The organism is Belnapia sp. F-4-1 (assembly GCF_000802185.1).
Taxonomy (GTDB): domain Bacteria; phylum Pseudomonadota; class Alphaproteobacteria; order Acetobacterales; family Acetobacteraceae; genus Belnapia.
Map to the genome: position 1 here is coordinate 1 of NZ_KN676115.1, position 21,176 is coordinate 21,176.

Annotated in this window: 20 protein-coding genes and 1 pseudogene; 8 read left to right on the top strand and 13 right to left on the bottom strand. The window is 65.6% G+C overall.

The features are described 5' to 3' along the window. Positions 1-369 precede the first annotated feature (369 nt). The gene (locus LH62_RS26350; RefSeq protein WP_043367195.1) at positions 370-1,413 is read right to left on the bottom strand and encodes an IS110 family transposase; all 1,044 of its coding nucleotides are present in this window, start codon (positions 1,411-1,413) and stop codon (positions 370-372) included. A gap of 4 nt (positions 1,414-1,417) precedes the next feature. On the opposite strand from LH62_RS26350, the gene tnpC reads away from it, so the two are divergent. After that, a complete protein-coding gene (tnpC, locus tag LH62_RS26355; protein ID WP_052215105.1) occupies positions 1,418-2,272 on the top strand; it encodes an IS66 family transposase in 855 nt (284 codons plus the stop codon). A 175-nt stretch (positions 2,273-2,447) separates the two neighbouring features. Here the strand turns inward: tnpC and LH62_RS28775 are convergent, their stop codons facing one another. Further along, positions 2,448-2,930 carry an IS110 family transposase gene (locus LH62_RS28775; protein WP_052215106.1) on the bottom strand — a complete coding sequence of 161 codons (483 nt, stop codon included), beginning with the start codon at positions 2,928-2,930 and terminating at the stop codon, positions 2,448-2,450. A 61-nt stretch (positions 2,931-2,991) separates the two neighbouring features. Between LH62_RS28775 and LH62_RS26365 the strand changes: the two genes are divergently transcribed. Further along, positions 2,992-3,498, top strand: a complete 507-nt coding sequence (locus tag LH62_RS26365) for a transposase (RefSeq protein ID WP_043367243.1) — start codon at positions 2,992-2,994, stop codon at positions 3,496-3,498. A 134-nt stretch (positions 3,499-3,632) separates the two neighbouring features. Here LH62_RS26365 and LH62_RS26370 read toward each other — a convergent pair whose 3' ends face one another. From LH62_RS26370 to LH62_RS26385, 4 genes are all read right to left on the bottom strand, one after another. After that, positions 3,633-4,301, bottom strand: coding sequence for a DUF3102 domain-containing protein (locus LH62_RS26370; RefSeq protein WP_144404721.1), 669 nt, complete (start codon positions 4,299-4,301; stop codon positions 3,633-3,635). Then, complete coding sequence (locus LH62_RS29725; RefSeq protein WP_160299905.1) at positions 4,298-5,011, bottom strand: ParA family protein; 714 nt, start codon at positions 5,009-5,011, stop codon at positions 4,298-4,300. The genes LH62_RS26370 and LH62_RS29725 overlap by 4 nt, the downstream gene beginning before the upstream one ends. Positions 5,012-5,315: 304 nt before the next feature. After that, positions 5,316-6,113 carry an IS6 family transposase gene (locus tag LH62_RS26380; protein ID WP_201445671.1) on the bottom strand — a complete coding sequence of 266 codons (798 nt, stop codon included), beginning with the start codon at positions 6,111-6,113 and terminating at the stop codon, positions 5,316-5,318. A 150-nt stretch (positions 6,114-6,263) separates the two neighbouring features. Continuing rightward, complete coding sequence (locus LH62_RS26385; RefSeq protein WP_043367196.1) at positions 6,264-6,878, bottom strand: trans-aconitate 2-methyltransferase; 615 nt, start codon at positions 6,876-6,878, stop codon at positions 6,264-6,266. A 380-nt stretch (positions 6,879-7,258) separates the two neighbouring features. On the opposite strand from LH62_RS26385, the gene LH62_RS26390 reads away from it, so the two are divergent. From LH62_RS26390 to LH62_RS26405, 4 genes are all read left to right on the top strand, one after another. Then, the gene (locus tag LH62_RS26390; protein WP_052215110.1) at positions 7,259-8,068 is read left to right on the top strand and encodes a YihY/virulence factor BrkB family protein; all 810 of its coding nucleotides are present in this window, start codon (positions 7,259-7,261) and stop codon (positions 8,066-8,068) included. 192 nt (positions 8,069-8,260) lie between these two features. Then, the gene (locus tag LH62_RS26395; RefSeq protein ID WP_043367197.1) at positions 8,261-9,265 is read left to right on the top strand and encodes an HWE histidine kinase domain-containing protein; all 1,005 of its coding nucleotides are present in this window, start codon (positions 8,261-8,263) and stop codon (positions 9,263-9,265) included. A 295-nt stretch (positions 9,266-9,560) separates the two neighbouring features. Beyond that, complete coding sequence (locus LH62_RS26400) at positions 9,561-10,445, top strand: YsnF/AvaK domain-containing protein (protein WP_052215111.1); 885 nt, start codon at positions 9,561-9,563, stop codon at positions 10,443-10,445. A 57-nt stretch (positions 10,446-10,502) separates the two neighbouring features. Further along, a complete protein-coding gene (locus LH62_RS26405) occupies positions 10,503-11,096 on the top strand; it encodes a YidB family protein (RefSeq protein ID WP_052215112.1) in 594 nt (197 codons plus the stop codon). Between the two features lie 86 nt (positions 11,097-11,182). On the opposite strand, the gene LH62_RS26410 is transcribed toward LH62_RS26405, so the two are convergent. From LH62_RS26410 to LH62_RS26420, 3 genes are all read right to left on the bottom strand, one after another. Continuing rightward, on the bottom strand, positions 11,183-12,010 hold the full coding sequence (locus tag LH62_RS26410; protein ID WP_082012952.1) for an IS5 family transposase: 828 nt from the start codon (positions 12,008-12,010) through the stop codon (positions 11,183-11,185). A gap of 341 nt (positions 12,011-12,351) precedes the next feature. Continuing rightward, on the bottom strand, positions 12,352-14,058 hold the full coding sequence (locus tag LH62_RS26415; protein ID WP_160299906.1) for a GAF domain-containing protein: 1,707 nt from the start codon (positions 14,056-14,058) through the stop codon (positions 12,352-12,354). 267 nt (positions 14,059-14,325) lie between these two features. After that, complete coding sequence (locus LH62_RS26420) at positions 14,326-15,495, bottom strand: sensor histidine kinase (RefSeq protein WP_052215114.1); 1,170 nt, start codon at positions 15,493-15,495, stop codon at positions 14,326-14,328. 127 nt (positions 15,496-15,622) lie between these two features. Here LH62_RS26420 and LH62_RS32215 point away from each other — a divergent pair, with 127 nt between their 5' ends. After that, positions 15,623-15,931: a DUF1194 domain-containing protein gene (locus LH62_RS32215; protein ID WP_236552704.1), complete on the top strand. Its 309-nt coding sequence runs from the start codon at positions 15,623-15,625 to the stop codon at positions 15,929-15,931. A 17-nt stretch (positions 15,932-15,948) separates the two neighbouring features. Here LH62_RS32215 and LH62_RS32220 read toward each other — a convergent pair. Then, positions 15,949-16,113 (bottom strand): annotated as a pseudogene (locus LH62_RS32220) (CorA family divalent cation transporter); the annotation flags it as partial. Between the two features lie 1,123 nt (positions 16,114-17,236). Between LH62_RS32220 and LH62_RS30720 the strand changes: the two are divergent. Beyond that, entirely contained in the window at positions 17,237-17,581 is a 345-nt protein-coding gene (locus LH62_RS30720; RefSeq protein ID WP_144404723.1) for a hypothetical protein, read from the top strand. Between the two features lie 959 nt (positions 17,582-18,540). On the opposite strand, the gene LH62_RS26425 is transcribed toward LH62_RS30720, so the two are convergent. The 3 genes from LH62_RS26425 to LH62_RS26430 all read right to left on the bottom strand — a co-directional run bounded on the left by LH62_RS26425 (position 18,541) and on the right by LH62_RS26430 (position 21,124). Next, positions 18,541-19,191 (bottom strand): SOS response-associated peptidase, encoded by a 651-nt coding sequence (locus LH62_RS26425; protein WP_043367198.1) that lies wholly within the window; start codon positions 19,189-19,191, stop codon positions 18,541-18,543. A 10-nt stretch (positions 19,192-19,201) separates the two neighbouring features. Further along, positions 19,202-19,414: a hypothetical protein gene (locus LH62_RS29740; RefSeq protein ID WP_082012955.1), complete on the bottom strand. Its 213-nt coding sequence runs from the start codon at positions 19,412-19,414 to the stop codon at positions 19,202-19,204. A gap of 360 nt (positions 19,415-19,774) precedes the next feature. After that, complete coding sequence (locus LH62_RS26430; protein ID WP_043359747.1) at positions 19,775-21,124, bottom strand: IS1182 family transposase; 1,350 nt, start codon at positions 21,122-21,124, stop codon at positions 19,775-19,777. Positions 21,125-21,176: the final 52 nt, after the last annotated feature.

The following is a 21,176-nucleotide window of genomic DNA, read 5'->3' on the forward strand; positions in this document are numbered from 1 at the left end:
GCGGCCGAAGTTCTCCTGCCGCGGCTGCGAGGCCATCACCCAGGCCCCGGCGCCGAGCCTGCCGATCCGCCGCGGCCGGGCCACGGCGGGGCTGCTGGCCCATGTGCTGGTGGCCAAATACGCCGACCACTTGCCGCTTCTGTGATCGGGCCTCCTCCGTCAAGCGCAGAGTGGATCCAACGAGCGGGGCCAAGCTTCTGTCCGTGGTCGGCGTGACCGCCACATGATGCGACCCGAGAGGCGGACGGTTCCAGATCTCTACCACGTGCTCGAGGCGACTGCGGCAAATACGAACTCGTCACACCCTCGTCCCCGCTCGGGGACCTCCTGCGCGCCCTCAGGGTTGAGGCCGCGTTTGCTCCCGCTCCGTCAGGCCATGGCGGCCTCCTCGGCGGGGCGGCTGGTCCAGCGGAAGGGCTCGTCAGCCTTCCACATGCTCAGCAGCAGGACGGCGAGCTTGCGCGCGACGGCGACACGGGCCTTCTTGGCGCAGCTGCGGCGTGCGATGCGGACACCCCAGGCCTTCAGAGCAGACCAGTGGGTCATGCGTCCGAGGATCGTCGCGGCCGCCTCGTAGAGGATGGTACGGAGCCCCGCATCGCCTGCCTGCGACGTTCGTCCCATCCGGTCGATCTGCCCTGACTGGTAACGGCTCGGGGTGAGGCCGAGCCAGGGGCCGACATCGCGGGCTCGTTGGAACCGGCCCGGGTCGTCGATGGCACTCTTGAACGTGAGGGCGACGATCGCGCCGACGCCGGGTGCCGTCATGAGCGTGCGGACGACCGGGTCGGCGCGCGCCATCCCAAGCAGCTTCTTGTCGAGATCGCGGAGCTCAGCGAGCAGCACCTCACGGACCCGCAGCAGCGCCTCGACGACGACCTCCAGGGCGGGGTTACCGGACGCCAGCTCCCGGGCCCGGGATGCCCATTTCGGTCGGGTGACCGGGCCCATCCGGAGACCGAAGTTCCGCAGCGCCGCTCGCATCGAGTTCTCGACGGCGGTCACCTTGTCGACGAGGAACTGTCGCCCCCCGAGCAGGGCCCTCGTCTCCTGTGCAGATGGTGTCTTGACGTGCACGCTCTTGAACCACCCGAGGCGGACGAGCTGGGCGATGCCGCGGGCATCGTTGCGATCCGTCTTGATGCGCATCGTTGCGAGCGAGGCCCGCACGTGCCTCGCCTCCATGACGGTGACGCGAAACCCTTCGCGGGTCAGCCCAGCATGCAGCCACTGCGACAGGCTGCCAGTCTCGAGGCCGACGTGCTCGATGCGGCGCCCCGGCATGCGTACGAAACGCGCAATAACCTCGGGCTCGCAGGCGCACTTGCCCTCCTTGATGATGACGCCAGCCTCGTCGACGATGCAGATGCTCGCGCTCTCAAGCGACACGTCGATGCCAACAAAGAACTGCATAACCGTGCCCTCCTGTCCTGGCAGGCCGTCTTGCGGCGGGGGGGAGTCTAGCCTGGTCCGGCGGCTGCCCGCCCGATCAGCGCATCTGTACCGGCAGAGCGAGATCTATGCCCGGGACGGCGTCGACCTGCAGCGCTCGACCCTGGCCGATTGGGTCGGCCAGTCGGCGGCACTGCTGCGGCCGCTGCTGGACGTCTTGGCCCAGCATGTCCTGGCGGGCGCTGTGCTACATGCTGACGACACGCCGGTGCCGGTCCTCGCCCCTGGTCTCGGCAGGACCAGCACCGGCAGGCTCTGGGTCTATCTGCGCGATGAGCGGCCGCATGGCAGCACGATCCCGCCTGCCGTGCTCTACCGCTACAGTCCGGACCGCCGGGCCGAGCATACCAAAGCGCACCTCGCCGGGTTCCGCGGCGTGCTGCAGGCCGACGGTTATGGCGGGTTCGAGAGCCTCTACGAGGGTGGGCGCGTTATCGAGGCGGCCTGCTGGACCCATGTCAGGCGTCCGTTCTACGACCTGCACCTGACCGGCCAGGCGCCGCTCGCCACCAAGGCGCTCCGGCGCATCGCTCTCCTCTATGCCGTCGAGGAGGAGATCCGTGGCAAGCCGCCTGACGAGCGTGCCCATGTGCGGCAGGCGAGGGCTGGGCCAATGCTCGAGGAGATGTATGTCTGGCTCCGAGCGACGCTCGGACAGATCTCCGGCAAGAGCGACCTTGCGGGCGCCATCCGCTACGCCCTGATCCGCTGGGAGGCTCTGACGCGCTACCTCGCCGACGGCAGGCTCGAGCCGGACACGGATGTGTTCGACAAGTCCTTTCGTGCAGTGCCGCTCAGTTTGGCTTTGGCGCTCGGCTAAGCGGAGCTTGTTCCTGCCAAGCTGAGGTAAAGCGCCGGTACTCGTCCTCTGCCATGCCGAGCCATTGCCGCTCGCGGTCCCGCACCGCCCGCAGGCTGTACTCGCTCGCTAGCCCGGGCTTGTTGCAACTCCGACGCGACAGTTCGCCGGCTTGCAGTTCGAGCTTGCGCCGTTTTCAGGCAACGAGGGCGGGGCGGGACCAGGTGTAATCCTCATCCTTTGTTAGGAGGTGCCAGGCGATAACTGCGAGCTTCCGGGCTGTAGCGACCGCGGCGACCTGCTGGCCACGTCGTTCCTTGATGCGCACAAAGAACGCGCGCAGGGGCCCAGGGCCCGCCGCGATGGTCCATGCTGCCTCGACCAGCATCGCACGGGCATGGGCTCGGCCTTGCTTGGTGATCCGCCCGTGAACCGCGGAACGGTCGCCGGATTGTCGGACGCTCGGGTTGAGGCCGACGTAGCTGACGAGCTTCTCCGGCGAGTAGAACCGGGACACGTCGCCGATCGCGGCGAGGAGGCTGACGGCCACGACCGCGTTAATACCGCCGACCGTCATCAGCCGCTCGGCTCGAGGATCGGTCAGGGTGCGCCGCGCAAGGGCGGCGTCGAAGGTTGCGAGGTCGGCCGCAAGCCGGTCGAACAGGTCGAGGTGACGCATGACGGTCCGCCCCTGGTCCCCCGGCAGTGGCTGTGTCGCCAGCCACCGACGGCCACCCTTGGTGAACAGGTTGCCCTTGTACGGCGGGACAGATGCCGACACGGGCCAGATCGTCGCCTCGGTGCTGACCGACAGGGATGCCGATGACGGCTCGCAGGTCGGCCCATTGCTCGACCGGGTCGATGGTTCGGTGGCGGCCTTCATCCGCGACGGTGCCTACGATCGAGACGATGTTTATGCTGCGGCCGCAGCGCGGCACCTCGGTGCTACTGTCGTCGTCCCGCCGCGCGCGAGTGCGGTGCCGAGCGCTGCGGCCGAAGCCGCCCCGACACAGCGGGACGCGCACTTGCGATGTATTGCCGAGCGCGGCCGTATGGGCTGGCAGCGCGCATCGGGCTATAACTGGCGCGCCCTAGTAGAGGCCGACATCTCCCGATGGAGGCGCGTTATCGGCGACGGCTTGCGCTCACAAACGGATAAGCGACAGGCGACCGAGGTGGCCATCGTCGCCAACGTGCTGAACCGAATGCTTGAGCTTGGGCGGCCGGAATACGTCCGCATCGCATGATCCCGATCGCGGGCAGGGACAAATGCGTCCGAGCCGCTGATTCATGCAACAAGATGGGACGTAGCGCAACTCGCCAATGCCCCACTGCGGGGTAGGCGACGTGCTTACCAGCTTCGTCTCCCCTCCTGTCAGTCCTATTCCTCCGCCTCGCTATCGATGACATTGTCACCTATGGCCTCGTTGAGTTGAGCGAGTTCGCGCCGCGCCTTTTCCAACTCCTCCTCATGGCGCCGAATGATTTCGGCCAGCCGAGCGCGCCTGCGTGTTAAAGCCTCATGGTTGCCCCCAGCCTGCCGACACAGCCGCTCCCGCTTCCAAGTGATAATCTCCGGACGTCGAAGGTCTGGACGTACTAGGCCGTCTTGGTTCGCCGCTGCTAGGTCATCCGGCTTCAGCGTAGCGAGTTGGTATGCGACGCTCGCAGCCTGCGGCAACTTCGGCTCCGGAATACGGCCGCAGTCCACCGCCTCCGCGATCATTCGCAGCTCGTAGGCAGTCTGACGGCCGAAAGGCAACGACGCGTCAACCATCCGCTGAAACTCGCCGTGCGCTAGCTTCCGCTTAGCCTGGACAAGATAGCGGCCGATGGCGAGGAAGCTCTGTTGAGCCTCCCGCCAGAGCCGGGAGATCTCGCGGACATACTCTTCCTGGTTTCGCAGCTCTCGCTGCGCCGTTCGGACGATATCGACCTGCGAGCGCGGAGGCACGCCACTAACTGCAGGTACCACAGGCGTGGCCGGAGCGGCCGGACGGCGGGCGACTTCGCCGCGGCCAAGCGCGAAGGGACGGGTATTGCGGCTCATCGATTGCGGATTCCCAATTCGGAACGGACGAAGGCCCAAACCCCACGGAAGTCGTCGGCGCCGTTCGCCCCGCGAAGTTCCATAACACCAATTCCGGCCCGTGCGCTGCGCCGAATGTCCTCGAGATCGCGGACCTCAATGGGAGCTAGTCGTCCCCCAGTTTCCAATAGGCCGAGCTTGGCCTCATCGAGGCTCTTGCTGCCACGGCGAACACGGTTCAGCAGAAAGTGCGCAGGGACCTCAAGCCGCGCAAGCAGCGCCATCCATGGCGCGGCGCTCTCGATGTCGTCGTCAGAAGGCTGTACGGGCACAAGGACGAGATCCGCCTTCCGCAATAAAGTTTGCATCTGGCTCGGACTACTCTCGACGCCAGGCGGAGTGTCTACGATTACGATATCGGCTTCCGAGGCGTCGAGCCTGTCCCAATGAGCTTCGATCTCGGCGAGGGCGATCGCCTCGCAGGCCACAGGTGGTGCCTGCTCCGGTCGTCGCGCTGCCCAGCGCGCTAGCGCCTGCTGCGCATCGGTGTCGACCACCAACACCTGCAGGCCCTCGTGGGCTGCGGCGACGGCAAGATTCCGGGCGGTTGTCGTCTTCCCGGAGCCTCCTTTGGCCGTTGAAATAACAAGCCATCGTGCCGCTCGCTTGTCCTGTACCGGCGCTGGTCGGGTGGAGCGCCCTCGCACCCCGTCCTGCACGCTCTTCGCCATGAGGTTCCCCCCCCCAATCCTCTGATGGCGATAAGATGTAGCCGGATCTGTCATCAACCGGCAGCCCAGAAGATGCTCGAACTACGAAAAGCAAGGCACGACTTACATCCGATTACCGGTAAGTGACGTCAAAACAGTGACTTACGTATCGGACGGGGCGTTCATCACAAGCGGCGACATGCAAGGCATGCCTTACTTCTCTTTAAGCACTCCTGTTCAGCAGGCTGAGCGACATGTTCCGTGACTGACCGGTTTTGTCAGCGTTCGCGCCAAACCTGGCGACGCGAGATGATGGCCGGTTTGGTTACGCCACTTGCAGAATAGCGAGCGCAGTGGTGGCGCGACGGAGGTGAAGCAGACGGCGGCGGTTGGCGGCGACGTGCTGGTTATGGCGGGTCCGGAGGCGGAGGAAGTTGCGGAGCTCGTCGTAGCTTCGACAGAACCGCCTTGCTGAATCGAAGCTTTTGAACCCGCGCATACACCGTATGCGGCCTTTAACGCCCCGGTGATCCTGTTCCAATCTGTTGTTTTTGTAAGCGCTATTGCGATGGACAACCCGCCGGCCAAGCGTTGACCGGATCGCTCGTGGGTATGAGCCGTGCCCGTCCGTGGTGACCTGATCGGGCGTCACGCCCGTGACCGACTTGGCTGAACGGAAAAAGGCCTGGGCCGCCGCCATGTCGCGGTGCTCGCTGAGCGCTGTGTCCACGAGATTGCCCTCGCGGTCGATCGCCCGATACAAGTAGGCCCACCTGCCGCCAACATTCAGATATGTCTCGTCCACGTGCCAACGGCGACCGCGGGTACCGCCCCGACCGCGGCGGCGCTGGCGCAGTTTGTCGGCGAGCAGCGGCGCAAGCTTCGCCTCCCACTCGCGGACGGCCTCATAGCTGAAGACGATGCCGCGAAGGAGGAACATCTCTGCCAAGTCACGCAAGGTCAGGCGGTAGCGCAGCCGCCACACCACCACCAACGCAATCACGTCCGACGGGTACTGGGCGCGGTTCAGCACGCCACCGCTGCGCTCGTTGAACTGCTTACCGCAATCTCGGCAGCGGAACCGGCGATAGCCTCGGGCGGTGCGCTCCGGCCGCTCGGTCACCTCCGCCGAGCCGCAGGCCACACAGTCTATCTCCGCCCCTCGTCCCCTGTTGAGCACAGAGCCTACCAGCCCTACCCCGGCTGGCCAAAAGGGCCCATTGGCGCAAAACCTGACAGAACCGCTAGAGTAGAACCACTACGGCGCGTATTGCTACAGGAGACGAGCGAGCCAGACCGTGCGGCCGCCGCAGGCCGGGTCCCCGACCTTATGGGCCACGATGTCGAAGCCGTGCTCGCCGCGTAAGGAGCGGTACTCGGCGGCATCCAGACTTGCATGGTACAGCGGCTCGCCTCCAAATGTGCCCATAGCCACGCCATGCGAGGGACCGCTTGTGAACATTAGGGGGGCGCCTGAGCCCGCATGCGCCCGGAAGACGGGGAACATACGGCGTTGGTCATCATGAGAGAGACGAAAGAAACTGTCCCAGGCAAGGACGCCATCGAAGAGGCGGCCTAGGGATATGCTCCGCATGTCCGCGACATGCCAAGCGTGTTGGGGCAGGCGCCCCTTCCACATGGTGATCATTTCCAGTGCCGCGTCCACGCCTGTCAGGTGGCATCCCTTCTCGGCGAGATAGCGGCCAATCGGCTCACCGGACCCGCAGCTCAGGTCAAGAACGGCGGGACAGGGAGGCAGCATACAAAGGAAGCGGTCGAGCCAACCCACCTCGATAAGCGGGCCGCCAAAGAGGTCTTTCCGGGCAGCGGCCCAAGCACGGGCGTGGCGTTGATATAGCCCGATAATCCGTTCGGCGTCGGTCAACATAGAAGCACTCTGCGCCGCACATCGCGCGGACAACAAGGCCCGGCCGGGGTTAGAGCGAGCTACCCCTGGGGTACCAAGCGCCAGGCGCGGCCCACTACTGAATCGAACAATGCACGCCATGCGGCGAGGACGTTGCCGAGCAAATAGCGAAGGACATCCTCGCCACCATGTTCCGGCTCCTAACAGTTCGTTCCGCCCCGCATACCGCGCCATTCTGCACTTTGCCGCGTTCGGCGCTCATGCCAGAAGCTTCCGACCGAAACGCCACACCATCCGTGGTCACAACTCGGGCGCTGCCATGCGACGGGCGCGGGGCGGCCACCCCCGCCTACATCCCAGCGTGGGGCTGGTGGCAGGTGCTGCTTCGCTGCGTTTGGCGTGTGTTCGAGGACCGCTTGCTTGGTGAAGCAGCGGCGGTTGCCTTCTATGCACTCCTTGCCGTCTTTCCCGCGCTCGCCGCGCTGGTAGCCCTGTGCGGCCTTTTCGTTGATCCGCATGCCGCGGCGGAGAAGCTGCAGGCGCTGGTTGGTATGCTGCCTGCGGGATCCGCAGAGGTGGCGCGGGATGCCCTGGGGCGGATGGCGGCCGTGGGCGGCGGCAAGCTCGGCCTCGCCGCGACACTCCTCGCCGCCGCGCTCTGGAGCGCAACGGCCGCGGCGATGCAGTTGCTCGCGGCGTTAAACGTCGCCTACAGAGAGCGCGAGACGCGCGGCCTCGTCCGGCTCATCGGCATCGCTTTGCTGTTCGTGCTCGGGACTGTGGCCTTCGCCGCGGTGGCCCTCGGCGGCGTCCTGGGTGTGCCGCTCGCGCTCGCTGCCCAGGCTGGACCCGGCGGCGGCATGGACTGGCTGCTCCGCCTCCTGCGCTGGCCACTGCTGCTCGCCGCCGTCTCTGTCGTCCTGGCACTTGCCTATCGCCATGGCCCATGCCGCGCCTGCCCTCGTTGGCATTGGACAAGCTGGGGCGGCGCGGTGGCTGCGCTGGCATGGCTCCTCGGATCGGCCTCAGTTTCTTGGTACATGCAGGAGGTTGGGCGTTACGATTGGCTTTACGGTTCGGTCGGAGCCGTGCTCGGCTTCATGCTCTGGGCCTGGGTCTCCACCGCGGCCGTCCTGGTTGGTGCGGTGCTCAACGCTGAGCTCGAGCGGCAAGCCATGCCGGAGCCGGAGTCCGCGCGGCTAGTGTCGTAGTTCGGTGCGGATGACGAGCGATGTTCGGGTGAACAGGGTCTAGAGCCGAATCGCGGAAACCGGGAGCGCTGAGCGCGGTTGGATGTCAGTAGCGTGCTATGCAGCCGCCGTGAACCATTACCGGACCGAATGACTCACCCAGACGGAAGCAGCGAAGAGTCGGACGGAATCGGGGCACTCTCATCGCCGCTTATGGGACAACCGCTTGACGAGCTGGCGCTCCTGCGCACCGTCATCGGGGCGCTTGGTGAGGCGATTATCGTAACCAGCCCTGAGCTGGACCCGCCCGGCCCTCGCATCCAATACGTCAATCCTGCCTTCACGCGGCTGACCGGCTATGCGTCGCATGAAGTTCTTGGCCAGACGCCGCGCATCTTCCAGGGCCCGGACACCGACCGCGCCTTCCTTGATGATTTGCGGGCGGCCCTGGTAGCAGGTCGCAGCTTTCGAGGTGAGGCCATCAACTACCGCAAGGACGGCACCGAGTACGTCGTCGAGTGGCTGATTACCCCCGTCCTGGAGGACGGCCGCGTGGCTCATTGGGTTGCCGTGCAGCGCGACGTAACCGAACTCAGACGCTCCCAGGAACAGCGGAGGCGATTGGCTGCCGAGGTGAACCACCGGGTGAACAACAATCTTGCTGCCATGCAGTCCGTTGCAGCCCAGACGGCGCGAAAAGCGGAAACGGCGGCCGAATTCAAGGACGCCTTTCAGGAGCGCCTTCGCGCCCTGGCCCGCGTGCACCGGCTACTTGCGGGGCGCTGCTGGGCGGGCATTCCCTTGGGCGAGCTAGCAGAGGCACAAGTGGCGCCGCATTTGGGCGGGAAGGTGGGACGCCTACAGGCCTCGGGGCCAGAGGTCTCGCTCTGCCCCGGCGCTGCTGTCGCGCTCGGCATGGCACTGAGCGAGCTGGCGGCGAATGCGGCCGACCACGGCGCGCTGTCGGCAACCGGCGGATGCGTCCATCTTCGTTGGGAGATTGAGGCCCGCACCGATGGCGACCGGCTCCTTCTCCGCTGGGCCGAGGAGGGCGGGCCGCCGGTCCGGCCGCCACCGGGCCGCGGCTTCGGTTCCCGCTTGGTTGAGCGCGGCCTTCCGCAGGAGCTGCAGGCTGAGGCTCGGCTGCTGTTCGAGCCTTCCGGCCTGCGCTGCGAAATCGACGTGCCCCTCGACACCCTGGTTGGCGCAGCGCGATGAGGGCTCCTTCTTAAGGCTGAGGCGGCTCTTTGGTCCTCTTGCTGAGAGGACCGCTATGGACCTTCTCGGCTGCTCGGCAACCTCCTTCGGTGCAAGCTGGACGCACGAGCGGGGTTGTCGGTGCGGTCCACCATCCGGCGCAACCTTCGGCAGCGCGTGACCGTTTGGTCACCCATTGCACAGGGCTCTAAACGGGGCGGGATCCCAGGATGCCGTTTCGAGACGGGGCTCGGCACTAGTGCCTGTGGCCAGCCGCGCCACCCAACCATCGAACTGCGATTGCGGAGACACAAGCATGAGGGCCATCACAGCGTACTTCGACTCCGTCCAAGCGGCAGAACAAGCCGCCTTCGCCCTGGCCACGCGCGTCGGCGGGGTTCGCGCCAAGGTTTACGACGCCCGGAACACCGACATTTTGGGTGACCTCTCGTTGCCGGAGGGTGACGCCACCACGCTGCGAGAGGGCTTCCGGCGGGGCGGCGGGGTGGTTCACGCCGAGGTGTCGGATGGCCGCTTCGAGGAGGTGGCGGACGCGCTCGAGGCCAGCGGTGCTGTCGACCTCGACGCACGCGAGGCGGAATGGCGCAAGGAGGGATGGGCGAGGTCTGCGGCCTCCACGACCGCGACTGCCGCGGTATCCCCAGCGGTAGGTGCGACCACTAACGCTTCGACACCTACAGCGAGTCCGCTCGGCGCTACAGCTGGTGCCTCGAGCACCGTCTCTGGCGCTGTGGCTGGCGGGATGGTGGAGCGGCTTGGCCGGGCGGACGACGAGGCGCGCATTCCCGTGGTTGAGGAGCGTCTGCGCGTCGGCAAGCGTGAGGCCGGGCACGGTCGCGTTCGTATCCGCAGCTACGTCGTCGAGACGCCGGTGCAGGAGCAGGTGACGCTGCATGAGGAGCGGGTGAACGTCGAGCGGCGCCCCACGGACCGTCCGCTGACTGGTGCCGACGAGGCCCTGTTCCAGGAGAGGACCATCGAGGCGACCGAAACCGCGGAGGAGGCGGTTGTGGCTAAGGAAGCGCGAGTGGTGGAGGAGGTCGCCCTCCACAAGACTGCCGAGGAGCGCACGGAGACGGTTCGTGACACCATCCGTCGCACCGAGGTGGAGGTGGAGGATGATCGCGTGCCTGCTAACACCCCTGCCGCCACCCCGAAGCGCAATCCCGGCACGGTCTGAGCCTTGGGCCCGGGGGCATCGACCCCTGACGTCGAACGAAGAGTGGGAGGAAGCAGGATGAGCGGCTTATTGGGTGGAGGTTCTAACGGCGGCGGCATCGCGGGCGGGCTGCCGACCGGGGTGAAGTTGGCGGCTGTGGCGCTGCTGGCCCACCAACTCACGAAGCACACGCGGGCGGAGGAGGGTGCGACCAGCGCCGTGCCAACCGGCGGAGGTGGCCTCGGTGGCATCCTCGGTGGTTTGCTCGGCCAGGGTGGTTCCGCGCCGTCGAGCTTCGGCATGGGGGGTGGCGGACTGGGCGGCATGTTGGGAGGATTGCTTGGGGGCGGGGCGGTTGGTGGCCTGGGCGGTCTGCTCGATGGCCTCCGTGGCCAGGGACTTGGGCGGCATGTCGACTCCTGGGTCGCGCCTGGCGAGAACCACCCGGTGGCGCCACACGAGTTGCAGAACGCTTTTGACCCCAACGAGCTCGACGAGGCAGCGCGCCACGCGGGCACCGACCGGGGCACGCTGCTGAACGAACTCAGCCGGATGCTGCCAGGGGCAGTGGACCACATGACGCCCGGGGGCCGGATCCCACAGCGTGGCGAGGATCTCGGCCAGAATGGCATCGGCGGCCTGCTCGGACACCTACTCGGTGGTGGGAGGTAAGACACTACGCCCGTGGGCCGAGGCTTTGCGCCCGACCGGTTCCGTTCGGGTTAGCAGCCCGCATCGCTCAGAGTCCTTTTGGAAAATCAGGGATGAGCGTTTCTGCGCAGTAGGATGGCGGCCATGGCGATGAGGATCATGGCCTCGGAGACGTCGAGGCGCTGTTCGTAGTCGCGGACGAGGCGGCGCCAGCGTGTCATCCAGCCAAAGGTGCGTTCCACGACCCAGCGGCGCGGCAGGACCTTGAAGCCGGGTTCGCTATCGCAGCGGCGGACGATCTCGACGGTGAAGTCGAGGAAGGCCGCTTTCTCCATGAGCTTCAGCCGGTCATAGGCGCCGTCGGCGAACATGTGCTTGACCCATGGCCAGCGCTTGCGGATGCCGTCCAGGATCGTCTGGGCTCCGGCACTGTCAGAGATGTCGGCCGGCGTCAGGTTGACCATCAACAGCCGTCCGTCAGTATCGACCGCGATGTGGCGCTTGCGGCCCAGAACCTTCTTGCCGGCATCATAGCCTCGCCGCGCTCCGGCCGCCGGAGCCTTGACCGACTGGCTGTCGATGACCCCGGCGGACGGGCTCGCCTCGCGTCCTGCTCGCTCCCGGTCACACATCAGGGCCAGGTCGTGGATGGTCTGGAACAGGAAGCGGCGCATCAGCCGCCGAAACCACCAGTACACCGTCTGCCAGGGACTAAAATGAACGGGAAGCATCTCCCACCCGCAGCCTGAGCGGACCAGGTAGCGAAGCGCATTGATGACCTCCCGCAGATCCACCTCCCGCGGTCGGCCTCGACGGCTTGGCCTCGGCATCAACGGTGCGATCTGCGCCCACTCCTCGTCCGTCAGATCAGACGGGTAGCGCCTCGTCTTCCTGGCAATCTCGGCCATCCGGCCGCGGCTCCGCTTGGTCCACATCTCACGCGTGAATCACGCCACGGCCCTCAAGGAAAGGCCACCAACGATTTCTCAAAAGGGCTCTCAGTGAGGTGAGGTCCCACTTGGGACCAGGCACACAGTTAGGTTCGGCTACTGTTATCCATGCGGCAGCACCGGACCGGGCCAACCATAGCTGCGCGGATTACTCGCAATGAGGCACCATGCCCATACCTATGCCTGCGCCGAACGGCTGATTACTGGCACGGCGGAGCCTCTAGGATGGTCGTTCCTACTATCCCTGTCAGTCGAGGGGCGTTGGACTTCGTATCCACCTCGCTTGTAGCAGATGGCCCATTCGGCACGACGAGGGGCCTCGCGCACTATCGGGGCGGCGCGCTGTCCAGCATGGTCGCGATCCGGTCCGCCAGGTATGGACCGGACACCGGCTTGTGCATGAGCTGGAAGGCCGCGGCTCGGGCGTCCTCGTCAGCTGACGCTGCGGCATTGACTGGATGGCCCGTGATGAGGACGGCAGGCAGTCCGGGCCTGCGTCCCTGTGCCGCCCGGATCAGCTCGACCCCATCCATGCCGGGCATCGACAGATCCGTGACGAGCAGGTCCACCGCCTCTCCCCGGTCCAGCATCGCCAACGCTTCAGTGCCACCCCCGGCCGCCAGCACGGCGTGCCCCGCCTCCATCAACTGCACCTTGAAGACCCGCAGGACTAATGGGTCGTCGTCCACCAGCAGGATGCGGCGTCCCGGCGGAGAGGCGGGTGGCAAGCTTTGGCCAGGGTCTTCCCCCGCATCCTCCTCTCCGGCCTGTGGCAGCCAAAGGGTCACCGTTGTGCCGCGTCCTGGCTCGCTCTCGATGGCCAACCCGCCGCCGGACTGCTCGGCGAAGCCGCGGGTCGTGGCGAGCCCAAGACCAGTGGCCTTGCCGACATCCTTCGTTGTAAAGAACGGCTCCGGGGCTTGTGCCAGCGTCTCGGCGCTCATGCCCGTCCCGTTGTCGATAACCTCTAAGCGGATATAGGTACCCGGCTGCAACCGCGCCCGGTGCGGGACGCCTTTACACACCGTTTCGGTCGATGCGGCCAGCGTAAGCGCCCCACCGTCAGGCATCGCCTCGCGCGCGTTGGCCGCGAGCGCGTTCAGTGCCGCTTCCAACTGGGTCCGGTCTGCCAGGACCGGGGGGAGGTCGTCCGATGCTGCGACCTGCAGGTCGAGCACCCCACCCGCGGATGAGGAAAGCGCACCGCGCAGGTCGGCCAGCAGAGCGGCGACGTTTAGCGGCTCCGGGAAGAGTACCCCGCGCCCCGCCAGGGAGAGCAGTCGCCGGGTCACCGAGGCGCCGCGGTCCAAGGCCTCGAGCGCAGCATCGAGCAGGTGGCGGGCGGTGGTCGGGTCGCGCTCGAGGCGCCGGGTCGCGAGGCGGATACCGCCACCTGCGGCCTGCAGGACATTGTTCATGTCATGCGCGACGCTGCCTGCGAGTTGGCTGAGCGCCTCCAGCCGCCGCGCCTTTGCCCGCTCCACCAGTGCTGCCTCGCGTGCCGCCACCTCCTGACCCACCCGGACCTCCAGGTCGCAATTCAGTTGGCGCAGCGCGATCTCGTCCATGATGACTGCGGCCAAGTCACGCAGTGTCTCGGTCTCATTGGTGGTCCAATGGTGCGGCACTGTGTCGATGGCGCAGAGCGCGCCGATGACCTGCCCATCTGGCAGCGCGAGCGGCATACCGAGGTAGGCGGCCACCCCGAGATCGGGAACAGCGAGGTTGTCGCGAACCAGTGGGTGCGACGGGGCATCCTCCACGGTGAGCGGTGAACCGGACGTGACGACATGCTGGCAAAAGGAATGCGAGAGGGGTGTTTCCCGCCGCGAGGCCCAAGGCTCCGGCAACCCAGCAGCGCTTTTGAAGAACTGCCGGTCCGCGTCGACCAGTGAGACCAGGGCGACGGGCACCCCCAGCACCCGGCAAACAAGGCGAGTCACGCGGTCAAACGTCTCCTCGGGAGGCGTGTCGAGCAGCCCGGTCCTTTGCAATGCACGGAGCCGCGGTCCGTGCCGGATGGGGTCGTTCAAGAGGAGGCTTGGCCGCAGATCCACCCGAGAGTTACCCCATTTCTGGTTTCCAGTGCAGCTTGCAAGCTGCGAAAACGTCCGGAGGGGGGTGAGGTTCAGCAGCCAGGAGTAGTTCGATTCGGTGTTTGGCAGCTTTCTGGTGAGCGACCCAGGCCAGACACCCGGCACCTGCGCGCAAGCTCACAGCATTGGTGCAAGAAATCTTCGCCGGACACCTATCCGTCCCCATGTTGCCCCGTACGGGATGGATGACGGCCCACTAATGCTTCAATGTGGGGTTCCGTGTGTATGCTGCAGTCTCGCAATAAACCGCGTGTGGCTGACGCTCCGGTCAACTTCGAGACCGCCGTGACCGCTCAGCAGCCCTTTTACAAGCCGCATGCCCAGCCCGCTGCTGCGTGTTGGGTTGAAGTCGGCGGGTAAGCCAGGCCCCTCGTCCTCGACCACCAGTTCCGCATGATCCAGGAGCGACTGGCGGAAGACCACGTGGACATTCCCTTTCCCGTACTTGATGGCATTGGTGACGAGCTCGGTCAGAACCAGACCCAGTGTCGTTACCTCGGCAGCGCCCCAGGTCGCCGGGTCAGCCTGGAGGTGAATCTCCCGCTCCGCCTGCGCTGGCGCTATCGACGCTCGTAGGTCCTCGATGAGTCCATGCAGGTAGGGGGACACCTCAACTTCAAGCCCGGTGCTGGCACGGTAGAGGCGGTCGTGCAGAGCAGCAATGGTACGCACCCGCGCCGCGCTTTCGGCGAGTGGGGCGGCCGCCTCAGTTGCCGCCGCGGCGCGCGCCTGCAGGGCAAGCATGCTCTGGACCAACTGAAGGCTGTTTTTCACCCGATGGTGGATTTCAGCCATCAGCAAGTCCTTGGCTGCCGCACCTTCGCGGGCCGCTACCCACCTCCCGTGGGCCTCGACCGCTGCGGCAAGGATGTTGGCAAGCGACTGTAGGAAGGCGATGTCAAACCGGTCGAAGGCGCCCCGCTCGGTGCAATCCGCCTCGAGCACACCAAAGCGTCTGTCGCCCTCCCCGATAAGCACGTTAATGGCTCTCCGGATGCCGTGCTCGACCATCATCTGTGGCGTCCGGAACCGGTCTTCGTCCTCGAGATGGTTCGAGATGACAGGCTCGCCCGTGCGGAAAGCATAGCCGGAGGGGCTGGCGAGGTCGGCGCCAACGCGCGCGCAACCCATCAGGCCAGACCGCCAGCCGACCCCGGCCCGGGCCAGGAAGACACCCTCCGCAGGCAACCATTCCAGCACCTTGGCGAACTTCGTCTCCAAGCCCTCGGCCGCAACCCGGCATGCCTCGTCGAACGTCGCCTGAAGGTCTTCACCTCGCAGGGCGAAGTGACCGAAGCGGGCAACCAGCTCCTGCTGCCGCAAGCGCATGGCGAGCTCTTCCCCGGTGTGGGTGAGAATGGCGCGAATGGGCATGGGTAGCGGTCTCCAAACCAGTTCCTGGCTGTTCAGCAAAGCGGGCCTCATTGGATCCGACGTGCCGCTGCACCGCCCGCCGCAGCTAAGATCTGATACTCCCTTCCTAGACCGTGCAGGCGATTCCATGAAGTCGAATCGGGACTGGGTTCTGAGGCGTCCTGCTGGTGACTCATGGCGTAGCCATCTTGAACGACCGCCTGACCTTCGGCGCCGCACCATTCGGCTAGACGAGTATCATAGGAACAGCGTTATCGGCGGTTCCGGCACCTTCCTGGTCGTCGCCGAAAAGTTTGAGAGCTTCAACGTTGCGGTCCGCCGTGAGCTCATCTGTGCATCTCCGACCTGCCTTTGTCCCGCCGGACAATGGCCCAAGCCGGTCCTCCGACGGACGATGCCGCCCGGCACCCTGCGCCCTGGTTCGGAGGGCAGTTGATGGCGGGGCGCGGCGGGTCAGAGCCAACCGCGGTGCTTGAACCAGTAGTATGGCGCGATGGCGGAGACGACCATGAGCACCAACGCGAAGGGATATCCGAAGAGCCATCCCAGTTCCGGCATGTGCTCGAAGTTCATGCCGTAGACGGTGCCGACCAAGGTAGGTGGCAAGAACAACACGGCCACCCGCAGGCATGGCTGGACTCCGCCGTGTGGGGACGTCGGCCTGACATGGTGGCAAAGGCGGAAACCGGCACCCACCTCCGCCGTTGATTGCGCCTTAAGGGCGCCAAACTGCGGAGATGTGCGCCTCATTGGTTGGTGCTGAGACTGCGGGGTGTTGCGCACGGAAATGCGCCGCAGGCGGCTTGTATTCAGGAGGCGAGAGTGCCGTACGACGGAAGCCAAGAGCATTCGGGCACATGCAGGGACAGGATGCCTCATCGCGGGGTGTGGCGACTGCGGCAGGACTCAGCGATGCCGGTGGAGAACGACGTATTCGGCCGCTGGCTGCAGCGCAGCCTCCACAACGAATTCGATGGCATCGCCGCCGAGCCGTTGCCCACGGAGTGGCTGCGCTTAATCGAGGGGGCCACGCCTGGGTCGCGTGGATCCTAACGAACGGAAATGGCCACGCTGCGATTGCCTGCACGCGTCCACTGTAGCGGTGCTCGCGATGGCCAGAGACAAATCGTCCGCTATTGACCGGTCCCCCCCCAACCCGACCTCGTTCTGTAAGCCTGCATTGGCTCCTACGGAGGTGGTCATGTCAGGCATGGCAACCCCGACCTGTACGAGCAAGGGCAACGGTGGTGTGGCAATCAGCGGGACCGACCGGCTAATCGCCTCCGAAAAGGTCTAGGGAAATGCGGTCTACGACCGTTAGGCCAGCCGCCTCGGTTCGGTCCGAACCGTCCTGCTCGACAACTACTCGGGGCAGGTCGCCCACACAGTGGTGAACTTCGGCGGCCCTTCCTGGCATCGGCGAGGGTTACCGCCCAGTGCCCTGGCGCCTGCTCATCCACGACACCAGCCTGGGCGGTAGCGTAGTGGACGTCACGCGCGAGCGTCTCGAGCGCGCAAAGATACCCGCATTTGGCATGTAAATGTCCTGGAGAGTCGCTGAATTTCCTAGCCGTAGCCGTCGTGCGTACACGACATCCTGCTTCTGCGCCGACTCGTGCACAGCTCTCCTGAGATTCCGTGATGCGCTCTCGGCTGGAACGAGACCGTGAAACTGTTCACATCCGCATCAAACCGGCACTGTCTGAGTTGGCTGATTTCACATTGACTGCGTTGCGGTGCCATGAACGGAAATCATCCACTGCTGCGCTCCGAAGCCTTCAATGAAGCATTCGACGCGTTCGAAGACGCCTTCCTCAAGGCTTTGGCAACACCCAATCCATTCGTCTTTGAGATGCACGACACCGTTCTGCGAGCCCTACGCGGAATGTGCGACGAGGACGCTGTTGACAGACTGCGTGAAGCAGAACTCAGCCTTTTGCAGCATGCGAGCGGCGAGAAGCCGCTTTACTCGTCAGAAGCCGAAAGGCTTATCATCGCACTGAATTTGCGAGACGCACAAGCAGTGCAGAACGCGGTTCGGCGACACGAATTGAGCTTGGCGCGCCACGCGCATTACGCATTCTGACCTGGAGGCTTGGCTACCGGCGTGTTGCCATGAGTTGCAGGGGAGGCACCAGTGCTTCTTTAGTAAGGAACGCGCGCTTGGCTCTGTGTTGTTGGCTTTGGGCTGCGGCAGAAACAGCCAAAGATGCCACGAGCAGCGATACGCTTGCGGCAGCGCATAACCTCCTGCTCGCTCCGCAAAATCATCCTTGCGCCGGTTTTCCAGTGTGGTCTGGCAACCCCGCGAGGCAGGGAGCGGGAATGCAGAAGTTCTTGCACGGCGGCCTCGCCGATGTGGGCTGGCTACAGTCGTCGTAACACTGGGGCATTCCCCCACTGAGTAGGAGGATTCCCGGCTGTGTGGAGGAAGTTCGCATTCTCTTTGGCTGCGTTGGCTTGGGTTCTTGGAGGTTGTGCAGAACTCAATCCACGACCTGGCCCGATCCGCGCCATGGCTCCACGGCCGAATCCGCTATTAGCCAAGTCTGCAGCTTCCGCCACGTCCACCAGGGCTGCTCCTGTCGCAACATCAGCAACAGCAGCACTGGCATCTAGTTCTCAGCTTCGGGTGCGGAAAAACCGCTGGCTCACTCAATTCTGGGAGGAACTAACGTCAGCGCAGCAGCAGCGCATAACAATGTGCACACGTCGCGACATGCCCGCGGCAGACCAGCAGGCGATTGTAGCTTATTGGGACACGCTTGGTCTTGATGGGCGCGTTGAGTTAATCTTCGGAACCTCCCCACTAATGCAGCTGTCCTCTGTAGCCAAGCCCGATTGAGAGCTGGGACGAGCATGGCACCGAGCACAAACTCACCAAGTCCACGGTGGGCGCGCCGACTGCCATGAACCGCCGGGCTGGCCATTCCCCATGTCTTGCGAGCACGAGGTCGAAGGCTAGCGACGCGAGGACGATTAGGAGGTCGCCGAGAGTGCAGTGGAACACCGCGAACAGCTTCTCGCCTGCCGTCCCGATCCTGCTCAGGCCACCCCCGAATCCTGTCGGTTGCCCTTGGACACGATGAGCATGTCGGCGTCCGGAAGCGGGCGCTGTAGCTCCCGGGCAATCTCCCAGGGCGCCTCGAGCCAAGTGTCCATCTCGTCCGGAGTGGCGAGCAGCACCGGCATGGCCTTGGGGTGGATGGGTCCGACCACGCCATTCGGGTCGCAGGTCAGGAAGCCATAGAGCTTGTGCTCGCCGTCCACAGGATTGGCCTTCGTGCCACGCACTCCAGTCCAAGTGGTCCAGATCCCGGCAAAGGCAACTAGGGGGCGCTCCGCTGATAAGGCGAACCACACCGGAGTTTTCTTCGGCATGGTGTCCTCCCATTCGCAGAAGGAGGTCACCGGCACCAGGCAGCGATGCGCCGGGCTCAACCAGCGGCGCCAGTGCGGGCTGCGGGTATTGCGGATGTTAGTGACGGGCGCGCCGCTGGACTGGGCCGGGCCCGGCATCCCCCAGCGCATTATGGTGAGTTCGCGCTCACCGTCTTCAGCCTGCCAGACGACCGGCGCCATGGTGTCTGGGAAGATGCTGGGCAGCGGCGGCAAGTTGCCGGTCGTGTCTCTGTTCGCTCGCGTCAAGCCAAGGATGGCGCGCTGGTTACTGGTCATGCTGTAGAGGTTGCACATCGTCCGTGCCTCAGGTTCGCTTTTTCTTTCGCGCCTTGGGCGTTCCGCTGGTCATCGCTGCCGTCCAGAACCCGGTCACCTGTTTGGCACCCTCGCGCATAGCCGCCGATTGTTGGCGCTTGGCCTGGGCAGTCATGAGACCGCGGGCGGCTCCGGCCCATGCATTCGCACCGCTTAGCATCATGCTCAGCAGCGAGTTCTTCTTCGTCCACGAGCTCTCCATGCTACCCTCCTGACCGGCCGAGGAAGCAGCTCCCAAGCCCATGCCTCCCCAAAGCGAAGGCAGCGGTTGCGGGTTGCCCCCTACGTTCTTCTGTCCGTGGGTGCCTTGTTGACGGCTGCTCGTCGCACCCCGGGCCACCTACATCCCATATGTGTCCTGCGAGGCACCTACATCACCTCAGCCAACGCCGTCGTAGCACCCCGCAAGCCCACCCTGCGCGCAGCCAACAAAATGCTGCAACGCAGCATAAGCCTCAACAGTCTGCGGTTTGGATGGTTTCGCCGACGAGGACTAAACACACTGGCGGGCTAGCAGCCTGTCGGATTTGCACTTGGTGTCAGGCCGAGGGTTGAGGCGCGATCAGGCTGCGAGCCGCAGGTTGTGGAGCCTGCGGCAGTTGTAGGCGAGGGCGACGAGGGTCCACTCGCTGGTGACCTTGGCGAGGCCGCGGAGGTGGAAGCGGGTGAAGCCGAGGGCTGACTTGATGGTGCCGAAGACGGGCTCGACGGTCTGCTTGCGACGGGCGTAGCGGGCTTTGGCATTAGGGGTTTCGAGCTTGGCCACCATGGCGAGGCGCCAGGGCTCGGTGATGCGGCGTGGCGTCCTGGGCTGGGGTGGCGGCCGGAAGTCGTAGGCGCGGTGCGGCTGGGTCCGGCCGATGGCGACCAGCGGCTCGATCCCGTGCGCCTCGAGGGCGGCAACTGCCTCGCCTGAGGCGAAGCCGGTGTCGGCGAGGACGGTCTGTGGCAGGCCGATGCCGCCCTCCATGCCGAGGATGGTTGCGGCAAAGCTCGGCGCATCGGCCGAGGTGGCGACGACGCCGGTGGCGAGGATCAGCTGCGAGCCCTCGGCGCAGACCACAGCCTGGGCGTTGTAGGCCTGGCGGTACTCATGGGCGTCGGAGCGGCGCATCAGCGCGCTGTCGGGGTCGGTGAGGTTGGACTGCCGCTCGGGCGGCGGATCGTCCTTGGGCGGCTTGGGCGGGCGGCCCCGCCGGCCCGTCTTGGCCTCGTAGGCGGCGCGCTTGGCGTCATACTCGGGTCGGGCGGCCTCGGCTTCGGCACGGGCCTCGGCCTCCAGCCGGGCGCAGGCGGCATCGAGCTTGGCCTTGAGCGCCTCGCGCCTGGCGATCTCAGCGGGCAGCGCCTGCGGGTCGGGCTGGGCCTCAGCGTCGGCCGCCTCGGCGCGGTTGGTCAGGTCGGTGATGTCGGCAGCGAGCCTGACGCGCAGCGCCTTGGCGCGGTCATACCGCACCGAGCGGATCTTGGAGGCGTTGGCGTCGAGCTTGGTGCCGTCGATCGAAACCGTCCCGAGCCGCAGCAGGCCGCTCTCGCGCGCCAGCAGCAGCACCTGCAGGAAGGCCGCCTCGAAGGCAGCGCGGTTGGCCCGGCGGAAGGCGGCAATGGTGTCGTGGTCGGGGTGCAGGTTCGCCGCCACGTAGCGCACCCCAATGTCGCGGTGGGTCGCCCGCTCGATCCGCCGCGAGGAGAAGATGCCGTTCGCATAGCAGTAGATCAGCAGCGCCAGCAGCAGGCGCGGGTGATACTGCGCCTTGCCGCCCGGGATCGGCCGCACCGCAAAGGCGCCGAGCGGCACCCGGTCCACCGCCGCCACTACGAAGTGCGCCACGTCGTCCGCCGGCAACCAGTCCTTGGCATCCGGCGGCAGCAGAAAGGCCTGCTCGCGGCTGAACGGAATGAACCCTGTCATGCCCGCCAGATTCGCCCATTTCAGGCCAGATGGGAATCCGACAAGCTGCTAG